This is a genomic window from Blautia sp. Marseille-P3087 (genome assembly GCF_900120195.1).
GTDB lineage: Bacteria > Bacillota > Clostridia > Lachnospirales > Lachnospiraceae > Blautia_A.
On the sequence record NZ_LT635539.1, the window covers coordinates 2150912 to 2164375 of the forward strand.

Here is a 13464-nt window from a genome sequence, read left to right on the forward strand (position 1 = left end):
ACGCAATTGAATAAGATATGGCGTGCAACAACGGCTTCGTCGTTCGGTAGTTCTATGAGATAACCTGTCTGTTAAATACATACGTAGGAAATCACAAACTCGCTGACGCTCAAACAGTGTGATTTCCTACGCATAACACAGCCAGGACATCTCTAAGAACTTCTCGAACTCCTGCAGAGGTTGTCGTACACCATATCTTTTCATTGCTGATATATAAATATGTAGTGAAAGGGAGCGGCGATGAACAGCGATTATTTAGAATATATCTACCGAATGATGTTTCACGTGAAACATTGCTAAAATACAGCAGCCTCTATAACGGGACGGATGCAGGAACCTGGGTCAAATTTCGTTACGAGCTTTGCGTTAGCTGCCGTCACCGAGCGTTCTGTCTGAGCGTAGCGAGTTTGCGCGAATGGCGGCTTATCAGCGCGCGAAGTGAGTAGAAATTGGGGCTTGTTCCTGCAGCTGTCCTGTTTATAGAGGCTGCGTGAGTTTGCATTGTGTTTCGGCTGATATATGATTGAAATTGTTATTTCAGATTACATGTTATATTTTACGCAATTGAATAAAATATGGTGTGTGGCAACGGCTTCGTCGTTCGGTAGTTCTATGAGATAACCTGTCTGTTAAATGCATGCGTAGGAAATCACAAACTCGCTGACGCTCAAACAGTGTGATTTCCTACGCATAACACAGTCAGGACATCTCTAAGAACTTCTCGAACTCCTGCAGAGGTTGTCGTACACCATATCTTTTCATTGCTGATATATAAATATGTAGTGAAATGGAGCGGCAATGGACTGCGATAATTTAGAATATATCTACCGAATGATATTTCACGTGAAACATTGTAAAAAGGCACAACACAATCTATAGTAAGGTGAATACTGAGTATGTAAGCTTATTTATTATGAACTTTATGCCAATTATCACGTTTTCTATTTTCATTATTGGCAAATATAAGGCAGCAACAAGACGTATACTTGTAGTTTGTCAGTTCAGTTATGTTTCACGTGAAACATTGCTAAAATACAGCAACCTCTATAACGGGACGGATACAGGAACCTTGGCCAAATTTCGTTACGAGCTTTGTGCTAGCTGCCGTCACCGAGCGCTCTGTCTGAGCGTAGCGAGTTTGCGCGAATGGCGGCTTATCAGCGCGCGAAGTGAGTAGAAATTGGGGCTTGTTCCTGCATCCGTCCTGTGTATAGAGGCTGCGTGAGTTTGCATTGTGTTTCGGCTGATATATGATTGAAATTGTTATTTCAGATTACATGTTATATTTTACGCAATTGAATAAGATATGGCGTGCAACAACGGCTTCGTCGTTCGGTAGTTCTATGAGATAACCTGTCTGTTAAATACATACGTAGGAAATCACAAACTCGCTGACGCTCAAACAGTGTGATTTCCTACGCATAACACAGCCAGGACATCTCTAAGAACTTCTCGAACTCCTGCAGAGGTTGTCGTACACCATATCTTTTCATTGCTGATATATAAATATGTAGTGAAAGGGAGCGGCGATGAACAGCGATTATTTAGAATATATCTACCGAATGATGTTTCACGTGAAACATTGCTAAAATACAGCAGCCTCTATAACGGGACGGATGCAGGAACCTGGGTCAAATTTCGTTACGAGCTTTGCGTTAGCTGCCGTCACCGAGCGTTCTGTCTGAGCGTAGCGAGTTTGCGCGAATGGCGGCTTATCAGCGCGCGAAGTGAGTAGAAATTGGGGCTTGTTCCTGCAGCTGTCCTGNATATTTCGACGTGTATAAAGTTAGAATTATTATTTCAGCTCACACCAGAGAGTCCCATCAATAAGTATTTTACGAATTATGTAAACTGATTCTATGTTTTCTCCGTCAGTCTTTGCATCACGAACATTTGTCTTTCTTCTTTCCTCATTTTATTGCATTTACCCCACCTTTCAGCACTCTTTTTCTTATTTTCCCATCTCTCTTGTTCACTCTGTTTCATCTATACGGATTTTTTCTACTTCTATGCATATCAATTAATAATTATTCATTCAATTTTTACTATTTTATGCATCTGCATTCATCAAATCATCCACTAAATCTGTATTTTCTACTTATGTTGATAATAGAAAATTGCCAGCTGCGTCCGATCTCTCAACTGCAATTTATCCAAAATCGAACTCAGATAATTTCTGATCGTTCCCTCACTCAAATATAACTCCGCCGCAATCTCCTTATTACTGTTTCCATCCGCAATCAATCGAATAATTTTCTTCTCCCGCTCATTGATTCCACGAGCCGCATAATCAAATTCATCCTCCTTTCTTATCAGATCCGGTATTTTTGACACAATTTCCGCCCCAAAAACCGTTTGTCCGGAGCAGACCGCCCGGAGTGCAGGCAAAATACTTGCATAATCCTGTTTTAAAAGATATCCCTTCGCCCCTATGCGAAGTGCTTTTACAATATATTCATCATCCAGAAATGTTGTAAGAAGCAGTATATTTGCTTCAGGATATACGTGTAAAATCTCCGTTGCCGCCTCCAGTCCATCCATATTTTTCATACGAATATCCATCAGAAGTACATCTGGTTTGTGCTCTCCGTATAGCAGCACAGCATCCCTTCCATCCAGCCCCGTTGCCACTACATCAACATCCTCATTCACTTCCAGAATCGTCTTTAATGCCCCTGTAACCAGACAATCATCATCTACAATTACTATTTTCATTACAAACTCCTCATTTACTGCATTTCTTTCGGTATCACTACAAAAATCCGAAAACCTTTTTCACTCTCAATCCGTAGCGTTCCATTCAGTGTGGACACCCTTTCCTGCATATTTTTCAAACCAATTCCCGTCGTTTTATTCATATTATCTGCACATCCATGTCCATTATCTTCCACGCACAACTGGTATAATGCCGGGTGTTCTCTTACCGTTATTTTTACATAAGTCGCACCACTGTATTTCATTACATTTGAAAGTGCTTCTTTTACAATTCCAATAAGACAATATTTTACATTACTGGTCACTTTATTGGACATATCGTATTTCAATTCAACTTCGCAATATTTAAAGTCCCGAATAATTCCCTTTATACTTTCCTGCAGATTAACCGCTTCATCATGTAAATCATGCACACTTGAACGAATACTGTCCATTGCAGAATTAAGCGAATCGTCCAGTCCATCGAGTATCGGTTCCAGGTTCTGATCCCTATTTAAAGCCTTCGCAGCCCCTGTCAGAAGTATTGTACGCGAAAGTACATGTCCCACATTATCATGGATTTCCCTTGCAATTCTGTTTCTTTCACGGAGTGTCGCCGCATATATTTCATAATTTTGTTTTTCTATCAGAGCTCTGTTTTTTTCTGCCAGAAGAAGTGTTTTTTCTTCTCCATCATCAATTGTTTTCCGAAATTCTCTATCCAATTTATCGTACTTTTCCGTTTTTCTTTCCAAAAGTACTGCAAGTAGACAGCCAAAGGCAACATTCAGCAGCATCCCATTTTGCAAATATGTATTTTCTGTCAGTATCACACCACCTGTAATCATACTGGTCAATGCTGCTACCCGGCTTTTTTCTTTAAGCAAAGCATATCCCATCACTGGATAAAATACTACAAGTTCAGGGATAAGAATCGAAGTCCCGACAAACGCCACGCAACCCAGAATCTTTGTCATCCTGTGTTCCAGAACATATTCTCCGCACAAAAGGACAAGCGCATAAAGCAGTGCAAATATAAACTTTCTGTCTGCACTTATCCAGAATAATGCAGTCATACAATACAGCAGCAATACTCCCGTATCCTGAAAATATCCCATTTCTCTCCTCCCGTTGTTATAATAATATAACATATTCCATACCTCTCAAAGTGACAAATGTCATGTTTTTCTTGTGACATCTTACACTTGGTATTGAACGCATCTTATTTTATACTGTAGTTATCAGGTATAAAAGCCTTCATATTCTCATAAACGACGTTTATATTCCTGATATTACTATGTGAAAGTAACTATTTAACTGGAGGGATTCTTATGATCCATATAGAAAATCTGGTAAAAAGATATGGTGATCTGGTTGCACTCAACCACCTGAGCCTGGATATTCATGAAGGTGAGATCTTCGGGCTGCTCGGACCGAACGGCTCAGGGAAGACAACTGCTATCAACTGTCTTCTTTCCCTTTTGAAATATGATAAGGGAACCATTGAAATTTTTGGACAGCCTATGACACCTGACAATTATCAGGCAAAACAGCAGATTGGGATCGTACTGCAAAACGTTGCTGTTTTTGACGAACTGACCGTGTATGAAAACATCGATTATTTCTGTGGTCTGTATGTTTCCGATAAAAAGAAACGTAAAAAACTGGTTGATGATGCTGTCCAATTTGCAGGACTTGAAGATTATTGCAAAATGCGCCCGAAAAAGTTGTCCGGCGGTCTTCTTCGCAGGCTGAATATTGCCTGTGGAATTGCCCACAAACCGCGTCTTATCATCATGGACGAACCAACTGTGGCCGTCGACCCGCAAAGCCGTAATAAAATCCTCGAAGGTATTCAAAAGCTGAATGCGCAGGGATCAACGATCATCTATACTTCACATTACATGGAAGAAATTGAACAGATCTGCACTCGCATCGCGATTATGGACCATGGTCGGGTCATTGCTTCCGGTACATCCGAAGAATTAAAGAAAATGATCAAGACCGGCGAAACTATCACCGTAGAAGCAATTCTTCTGGAGGAAAAACATCTGCGGGATATCCGCAGTCTTCCTCATGTATTTGATCTGCATTATGAAAATCAGATTCTTGTACTCCGTTGCACCGGTGCACAACATAATCTGATTCGTCTTCTGAATTATCTGCAAAGTCAGGATATCACCTTCGGAAGAGTATTTTCCGAGCTTCCGACGCTGAACGATGTTTTTCTGGAAATCACCGGAAAACAGCTTCGCGATTAATGGTTTTTCAGGCATATAAAGAGAAATACATGATGTATATTTATGCATTATTTTGTATAATTAATGATTACAGAAAGGATTTCTTATGCTGCATTTAATAAAATATAACATTCTGGTAAAACTCCGGAATTTTAATATGACTTTCTGGCCACTTGTTTTTCCTCTGATACTCGGCACTTTTTTCTTTTTTGCTTTCGGAAATCTCAATGATGCCGATTTTGAGACGGTACAGGTGGCTCTGGTAAGAGAAACAACCAGCAATCCATTATTTGATTTTTATCTTGAACAGGTGCAAAAAAGTGACTCAGATCTGATCAACATACATGAACTGACAGAGCAAAAGGCTCTTACAGCCCTGAAAAACAAAGAAATCTCCGGAATTTATTATACCGGTATGACGCCTTCCCTGACGATCAACGCACACGGAATCCCGGAAAGCATTCTACAGTCCATTCTGGAAAGTTATAACAACAGTCTGCACACCATACGGACGATTTTGAAAACTCATCCATCCGGGCTTCTGAACGGACTTACACAGATGATAGACACTCGCAATCTGGTTCAGGAGGTTTCTCTGGGCGGAAAAACAATTGACGGGAATTCGCAGTTTTTTTACGCTCTGATTGCAATGGCATGTCTCTATGGATGTTTTATCGGCTTTGGCTCCGCAATCACATTACAGGCCAATTTAACGGCTCTGGCGGCAAGGCGCTGTGTCACTCCTACCCACAAGCTGAAATTGATCTTATCCGAGCAGATTGCATCTTTCCTGATCGGATATGCAGACGTCATTATCCTGCTTATTTATCTGCGAAACATTTTGAAACTTGACTTCCAGGGACAGATAGGAAAAATGCTTCTTATTTCTCTTTTCGGAAGCCTCATCGGTGTCTCCATAGGTCTGTTTGTAGGCAGCCTCAGCAAAATGAGTGAGGGCATCAAAGTATCTGTTATCCTCGCCATTTCCATGGTCTGCAGTTTTCTCTCAGGCCTGATGAACAGTTCGATGAAAGATTCGGTAGAAAAGCATTTTCCAATCATCAACCGCATCAATCCTGCTGCACTTATCTCGGATGCATTTTACTGCATTAATGTATGCGATGATCCGACTCGCTACTATCGAAATGTACTGACACTGGCAGTCATGAGTGCTGCACTTGTTTTTGCCTCATTTTTACTGATCAGGAGGAATCGATATGACAGTATTTAAGTGTTATATGAAAATATTAAAAAATAATATTGGTCTGGTCAGCATCTATCTGGTGATTTTCTTTTCGATTGCCATGGCACTTCAGGCATCCGCCAAAAAGGATCATCTGGAAGATTTTGAAAAGACGCGGATCGACCTTGCCATCGCAGATCAGGATGACAGCACACTTTCTCACGCACTTACGGATTATCTTAAAACCATCCATAATGTATATGAGATTTCCGCAGAACCTACAGTGATGCAAGAGGAACTTTTTTACAGAAATGCAGAATATATCGTGCAGATTCCGAAAGATTTTTATGAAACCTGTATTGTAGACGAAAACCCGCTTTCTGTCACAAAAGTACCCGGATCCTATTCTTCTTTTTATGTCGACCAGCAGATAAATGTATGGCTGAATTCCATCCGCACTTATACTGCTGCCGGATTTTCACAGAAAGAAGCCGCCTCTGCTGCGCTTGAACAGTCTGCTTCGGAAGTTACCATGTATCAGGACGATGAAACAACAATCGAAACGCCGGGATATACGTATTATTTCCGTTATATTCCATATCTGTTTCTGGCCGTATTGTGCTACTCCATGGGCTATATCCTTCTGGCATTCCGAAAAGAGGATATACAAAAACGTATGCTGGCATCTGCCATCTCCACCCGCAGACAGAACCTCGAAGGTCTGCTTGCCATGTTTACAATCAGTTTGGTTCTCTGGCTGATAGTAGTCGCCGGTGCCGGTATTATGTATGGGAACGAACTCCTGACTTCCAAAGTTCTGGGGTATTACCTGTTAAATACCTTCCTTATGCTGACAATTGCACTTTCACTGGCATATCTGATTGGCCTTTTTATGAAAAACACCAACATGCTCAATGGAATCACAAACATCGTTTCCCTTGGCATGTGTTTCCTGTCAGGTGTCTTTGTTCCAATAAATATCATGGATAAAAAAGTCCTTAAGATTGCACAGTTTCTGCCTGTTTACTGGTATGAAAGCATCAACGAGACTCTTTCCCGGTATCATGTCGTCTCCGGTAAAATTGCCGTTGATATCTGGAAATCCATGGGAATCGAAATCATGTTTACTCTTGCTTTGCTCGCACTGATCCTTGCTGTTTCCAAATACAAACGGCAGGGATAATCACTTCTAATAGATTTCTGGCATCGGTACACAGATTATCCCCATTGCCGATGCTTAATGATTATCATTAACCAAGTCTCAATGAATGACTCGCAATTCTGATATATTCTTAAGTAGAACAAAGCCCACAGCATCTGCTGTGGGCTATCTATACTCTTGTCTTATGACATTTTACTGTATTAATTTCAGAAGAAAATTCCAACCTGCTCCAGGAACTGTTCCGGAACTTCTACATGTGGGAAATGCTTCGTTTCTTTAAGTGTCGCAACCTCTACAGACGGATTGACATTCTGGTAAGCTTCTACGATCGCTTCACCATTATTTTCTGCTTCACCTTCTACGATATAAAGGCTGTTGTCAATCTCTTTGAGGCCTCGGGTAATATCAATGTTCATATATTTTGACGCTTTATTTGCATAGACATTTTTTGCGTAGCATCCGCCTCTGTGAGCCGCTTCATAATATGCATCCTGAAGTTCCCGATCCGGATGGAACGGATCAAATGCATAGTTCTCGATAAAGTCATCATTGACTGCACTTCTTGATACAACCATATGATAAACCAGTGTTCCAAATACCGGAATCTCCAGACATTTTCTCAATAGCTTTTCTTTCTTACCAGGCATCTGCTTCAGACTGGCAAGGCTGACCGGATTCACCATCATGATCTTATCAAACAATGTCTTTTCGTTATGGCATGCCATAACTACAAAGGAAGCGGAATATCCATTTACAATGACATCCGTTTTTTCTCCGATTACATTTTTAATAAAGTCACAGATTGCCTGAACATAAACAAAATTTGTATAAGTCATGCCCGGCTTCTCAGAACGTCCGCATCCCGGAAGATCCAGATTGTATACGGTATGCTCCAGCGCAAGTTCATCCTCGATTCTGGTCCATTCATATCCGGAACCACCCGGAAGCATATCATGAATCAGAAGAATCGGGCTTCCTTTACCTTTTTTTGTATAATAAATATCGCCAAAACGCCAATGATAATAGTTTCTGACATCTGTATCCAGCATTTCCTTAAGACAGGCGGATGCTGCAATTACTTTATTTATAATATGGATCGTGGCAGTTGTTGTTGTCGCCAGTGCTACAAGAGTAAGCAGTCGTTTACTGTGCTTGTTCATGTTCTACCTCCCTTTTTATCACCTGAGTAGCTTTATTATACGCTAAAAAAAGTTTTTTTACAATCTATAACAAAGAAAGAAGTTTTTGTACATCTTCCATTCTGGTTGCCCAGCTGGTTGCAAATCTGACCACTGTATGCGAATCGTCAGCTTTTTCCCAGAAACCAAACTGTACGTCTTTTTTTAATTCTTCCATTCTGCTGTTTTCAAGTACGACAAACTGCTGATTTGTAGGTGAATCAATAAAAAACTGATATTCTTTTTTCTTTAAGCCTTCTTTCAGGACTGCTGCCGTCTCGATGGCATTTTTGCCGATTGCCAGATAGAGGTCATCTGTAAAAAGTGCATCAAACTGCACGCCAAGGAGTCTGCCTTTTGCAAGAAGTGCGCCATGCTGTTTTACACGTGTGAGAAAATGTTTTGGCATACATTTTCCGGTAAAGACAACCGCTTCACCACAAAGCAGTCCGGCTTTTGTTCCGCCGATATAAAATACATCGCAAAGCCTGGCAATATCATGCAGTGTCACATCTGTCTCTTTACTGACAAGGCCATAAATCAGTCTTGCTCCGTCGAGAAAAAGCGGCAGCTTATATTTTCTGCACACAGAGGAAAGCTCTTCCAGCTCTTTTTTGCTGTATAAAGTTCCATATTCTGTCGGATGTGAAATATAGACCATTCCCGGAAATACCATATGCTCATGGTTATCATCTCCATAGAATGTTTCTACCAGTTCTTTAAGGTCTGATGCACAGATCTTACCGTTTTTTTCCGGAAGCTCCAGTACTTTATGTCCGGTAAATTCGATTGCACCGGCTTCATGTGTGCTGACATGTCCCGTGTGAGCCGCTACAACGCCCTCATACGGTGCCAGCATGGTGTCAATGACAATCTGATTGGTCTGTGTGCCGCCTGTCAGCAAATAGACTTCTGCGTCCTCACAGCCGCATGCTTTCTTTATCTTTTCCTTAGCTGTTTCACAGTAATGGTCTGTTCCATAACCGGAAAGCTGTTTCATATTGGTGTCAATCAGGTGCTGAAGAACTTTTTCATGTGCACCTTCTGAATAGTCATTTACAAAATATAACATTTCTCGTTCCTCACTTGTAGTAATATCATGTTCATTTTATCACCATCTGTTCTTTATACAACCTGTAGATATTAACACAACCTAAGAATATACCGATAGTGAATAAATTTATATACTTTTTTATATTTATCTAAAAAAACTAAAGCGGATATAAAAATTACACACTCTCTTTAAACTCTTTCTTCGAATAATTCAATATTTTACTAGCATCAATATCAAGTTTGTTAAAAATAGCTCTCTTTTTACATTCAATAATGTTGTCAACAGTAATTCCAACAGCCGTATACACGATTGTTAATAAAATAAATCTCAATATATGAATTGCAGAAAACAGCTCATCATAAGATGGTTCGACATATTTTCTAGAATTATAGTGAGTGTAATAGTTTCTCATATTAGAAAAACCCTGTGCATAATTTTCTATATTAGATTCAGTCAATTCAAGAGTACTATTATATGCAACTAATATATCTTGATATACATGTTTCAATTTCGTATTTTTTCCTTTAGTAGTGTTCTTTTGATCGCTTTTTGCAATCGCCCTTGCTTCTGTCTTTCTATATGTATTTGAATATACTTCAATTGCTTGCGACAAATTCAAATAATAATTTATTCTTGTTGAACGATTACAAACAATTTCATAAAATAGTGTTGGAATTGGACTTGCACTCTCATATAGATTCAGCCAAGATTCCCATACTTTCTGAAATTGATTTCCAAACATAGATGTTGTAATAAGAAATGGTTCATTTACCGCTGGAACCTTCTCTTTGCAATTCAGGTGCAAAATATATTTAGTTTCTTCCATATCGTCTTCAAAAGTAATACTTCCAAATGCAACATATCCATTTCCAAAAAATGAAAAAAGACTTCGTGCCGCAGCTATTTTTGCAACGGCATCCATCAACGGCATTGATTTTGTAAAAGAATACTCAATAACTGAAATGATGCTATATTCATAAACATCAATTGAACATTTGGCATCAAACGTTTGATACAGTTCTATTTCTCCGTATTTATCCTTAGCATTAATCAATTTCGGAAAAGTATAATTCAAAACACTAGGATTTTCTTTTGTAAAGTTATAATTAGATTCTAAAGGTGATAAACCAGCAAACATATAATTTAAATCCGAAGTGGACACAATTATTCTTTTTGCCATAGGCATTGAATAAAAACATTTTCCAACAATTATTTCATTTGGAACTATAAAAAGTGAGATATCATTATTCTCTATAGTATATGATGCAGATTGTATATGACATCCCATTAAAGTAATTTCTGTACCGGATATTTTTCCTGTGACAACAAATTCATCATATAGCCCTATTTTTCGATACCCTTCTATCGGAAACATTGTAATAAGGATGATATTTTCTTCTTTTTCTTGCAGAGTACCAGGAAATATTATTTCTTTTCCATCAATTTCACATCTAAAATTAGATATTGTATTTAAGATTTTTTTAATACTTAACATTTATTCACAACCCTTATTCATTATTTTCAGTTTTCCTATCTGTATAGAGAACAACATCTTTTATAACCCGTTTTCGTACAGCAGAAATCAACCTTTCCATAAAATTAAAATCAATTTTTCCATTTTTCTGAGGTAAATTAATTTGCTTACGCTTAACAACATTCCATCCTCCCAATTTATTTTTATAGGAGTAAATTGGCAAATCAGTTACTTTGTTGATGCACATAACCATAAACAAATATTGATTTGGAGTAATTTTATGCTCTGTCAGTTTCCATTGAATAGCATAAGAATCTGAAAGAACTGTAAAATCTTTTGACTGATAATAAGCTCTGTAAACATCACTATTAGACGGTAGCGATATCACATTATTTATAATAGTCGCTCCTACTTTAGGAGCATAATAATTCAATCCCTGGTTTTGAAAGCTTGATGTAAGACAAGGAAGCACACAATCCTCTATCGGTTTCTTTGGTAGCTCTTTTGCCTTGTATGGTAACTTCTTTGTTGCAACTTTTGCAAATAAACTACCTATAGTGTATGTTCCCCAATCATCAATCCCAATCTCTGTAAGTTTTCGAAGAGCTGTTAGCTCTTCGTTTGACACTTCATAATTGTCAAATCCATTTGCTGTCAAGTAATCAGACAACTTAGCAACTTGCTGATTCTCAAGCTCAGCAATAAATTTTTCCATAAAATCAAAGTCAATTAAATTTTCTTCCCTTACTGGAAGTAATACTTTTTGGTTGTTTAATGTTTCAACATTAAACCTTGAACTCCCCCAAGAAAAACCATAGAACGCTTTTCTCATAGAAATTAAGAAAAATTGCGCATTTTTCTTGCTGAATTGAGAATATTTGGGCTTAAGTATCTTTATTTTATCCCCTGTAAAATATGGTTTTTCTTGATAAAACATCGTAGCCGTGTCTTGTCCAAAGGATATAGTGTTCCCCTCATTAAGAAATTCAATTGGCTCATCAATATTTCCTTTTTTTCCATTTTCTGTGCTCTGACGAACAATGTATGGATGCCCACCACTTTTAATTATTTTTACTTTATTTGCATACGTATTTATTATATTATATTTTCATCGTTCCGTCTGCAAGGTCTTTTGCCACAAACGGAATAAAGTAAAACGGCACAGTGAGCAGTTTTTTCTCTGCATTGTAGCCATAATTATTTTTTGAGACTTTAATAGCACACTCAAACTTATTATGATTTGAAAATTTTTCAAGAGAATTAAGTGTACCTCTGCCTTTTTTGACATCGAGCGGATATAATTTGTTATTTGATTCAATAATAAATTCAAGCTCGGCTGATGTTCTGCCTCGCCAGTAAAACAATTTATGCTCTTTTGCAATTAATTCGTTAGCCACAAAATTTTCAAAAAATATTCCTGATAAAGTATTATCTCTTTCATTCGACACAAACGAAGCAGCATTAATACCGCTTTGATATGAGAACATGCCGATATCTCCTAAAAACAGCCGGAAATTACTTTCACTGTCTGGCATAAGCGGCATCGTAATATGTTCTTTCAGTTGAAAGGACTGATTTACAACATGTGCCATTGTAAGCCACTGTATAGAAGTTGCATAATCTCGCGTTTTACTTTTTTCCTCAATAAGCCCCGGGGAAAAATTTTTTGATTCTTTATTCAGCTCTCTGTAAATATTCTGAAACAGTACACGAGAGCGCAATACAGCCTCCTGGCTTGCCTGATAAAGTTCCATGTCTGAGAGGTAATTATCATATAAGACTTTGAGAATTTCTCTTGATTCAAGAAGATTATTTTCCTCAATATAAGCTTCTACTGCTTCAGGCATACCACCTACAAGCAAATATTTATATATCTGCTCCATAGCCAATTCATGAATTTTACTATCTAAAGGCTTTTTTTCTTCATAAGCTTTTTTCACAGTGGCATAAAGTATCTTATTACTGTTCATTAAAAACTCGTCAAAAGTCATCGGATAAATTGTTATTTGATTAATTTTTCCAACCGGAAAAAGGAATTTATTATTTTCTCTTGAACCTCTTTTATGCGTTTCTCTTTGAAGTTTGATACGGACCATTGAGCCAGTTGCAATTACAGGAATTTCTCTGAAGTCCTGACAAAAATATTTAAGGGAAGAAATAACATTGGGACATTCCTGCACTTCATCAAAAATCAACAAAGTATTTTCATTTATTTGCTTCCCTTTACGCAACGAAATATATTCAATAATTTTCTCTGCATTGGCGGTTTCAGAACAAAACTCACGAATTTCATCCTCTTTTTTGCAATCAACATAGATGTAGTTATTTTTATAATAAGTTTTGGCAAAAAGTTCTTCTACAAGATAAGTTTTACCAACCTGTCTTGCTCCCCAAATAATCAGAGGCTTCTTGCGTTTGTTATTATTCCAATCAATCAATTTTTGCAATGCAATTCGTTCCATAAACACCTCTCCAATCA

At 38.2% G+C, this 13464-nt stretch carries 10 protein-coding genes; 3 read left to right on the forward strand and 7 right to left on the reverse strand.

What is annotated here, in order from left to right:
- Positions 1-2094: 2094 nt before the first annotated feature.
- Together BQ7344_RS10340 and BQ7344_RS10345 are read right to left on the reverse strand one after the other, a co-directional pair.
- The gene (locus BQ7344_RS10340; RefSeq protein ID WP_072522507.1) at positions 2095-2715 is read right to left on the reverse strand and encodes a response regulator; all 621 of its coding nucleotides are present in this window, start codon (positions 2713-2715) and stop codon (positions 2095-2097) included.
- A 14-nt stretch (positions 2716-2729) separates the two neighbouring features.
- On the reverse strand, positions 2730-3812 hold the full coding sequence (locus BQ7344_RS10345; protein ID WP_072522508.1) for a sensor histidine kinase: 1083 nt from the start codon (positions 3810-3812) through the stop codon (positions 2730-2732).
- Positions 3813-4025: 213 nt separating this feature from the next.
- Here BQ7344_RS10345 and BQ7344_RS10350 point away from each other — a divergent pair, with 213 nt between their 5' ends.
- The 3 genes from BQ7344_RS10350 (at position 4026) to BQ7344_RS10360 (ending at position 7300) form a co-directional block, all read left to right on the forward strand.
- On the forward strand, positions 4026-4955 hold the full coding sequence (locus BQ7344_RS10350) for an ABC transporter ATP-binding protein (RefSeq protein WP_072522509.1): 930 nt from the start codon (positions 4026-4028) through the stop codon (positions 4953-4955).
- Positions 4956-5091: 136 nt separating this feature from the next.
- A complete protein-coding gene (locus tag BQ7344_RS10355; protein WP_235816094.1) occupies positions 5092-6165 on the forward strand; it encodes an ABC transporter permease in 1074 nt (357 codons plus the stop codon).
- On the forward strand, positions 6152-7300 hold the full coding sequence (locus BQ7344_RS10360; protein WP_072522511.1) for an ABC transporter permease: 1149 nt from the start codon (positions 6152-6154) through the stop codon (positions 7298-7300). Before BQ7344_RS10355 ends, BQ7344_RS10360 begins: the two co-directional genes overlap by 14 nt.
- Before the next feature lie 185 nt (positions 7301-7485).
- Here the strand turns inward: BQ7344_RS10360 and BQ7344_RS10365 are convergent, their stop codons facing one another.
- The 5 genes from BQ7344_RS10365 to BQ7344_RS10385 form a co-directional block, all read right to left on the reverse strand.
- Positions 7486-8439 (reverse strand): alpha/beta fold hydrolase, encoded by a 954-nt coding sequence (locus BQ7344_RS10365; protein WP_072522512.1) that lies wholly within the window; start codon positions 8437-8439, stop codon positions 7486-7488.
- A 64-nt stretch (positions 8440-8503) separates the two neighbouring features.
- Positions 8504-9529, reverse strand: coding sequence for a threonine aldolase family protein (locus BQ7344_RS10370; RefSeq protein ID WP_072522513.1), 1026 nt, complete (start codon positions 9527-9529; stop codon positions 8504-8506).
- Positions 9530-9686: 157 nt separating this feature from the next.
- The gene (locus tag BQ7344_RS10375; protein ID WP_072522514.1) at positions 9687-11006 is read right to left on the reverse strand and encodes a HEPN domain-containing protein; all 1320 of its coding nucleotides are present in this window, start codon (positions 11004-11006) and stop codon (positions 9687-9689) included.
- 13 nt (positions 11007-11019) lie between these two features.
- A complete protein-coding gene (locus tag BQ7344_RS10380) occupies positions 11020-12084 on the reverse strand; it encodes a restriction endonuclease subunit S (RefSeq protein WP_072522515.1) in 1065 nt (354 codons plus the stop codon).
- Position 12085: 1 nt separating this feature from the next.
- Positions 12086-13447: an ATP-binding protein gene (locus BQ7344_RS10385; protein WP_072522516.1), complete on the reverse strand. Its 1362-nt coding sequence runs from the start codon at positions 13445-13447 to the stop codon at positions 12086-12088.
- Positions 13448-13464 lie beyond the last annotated feature (17 nt).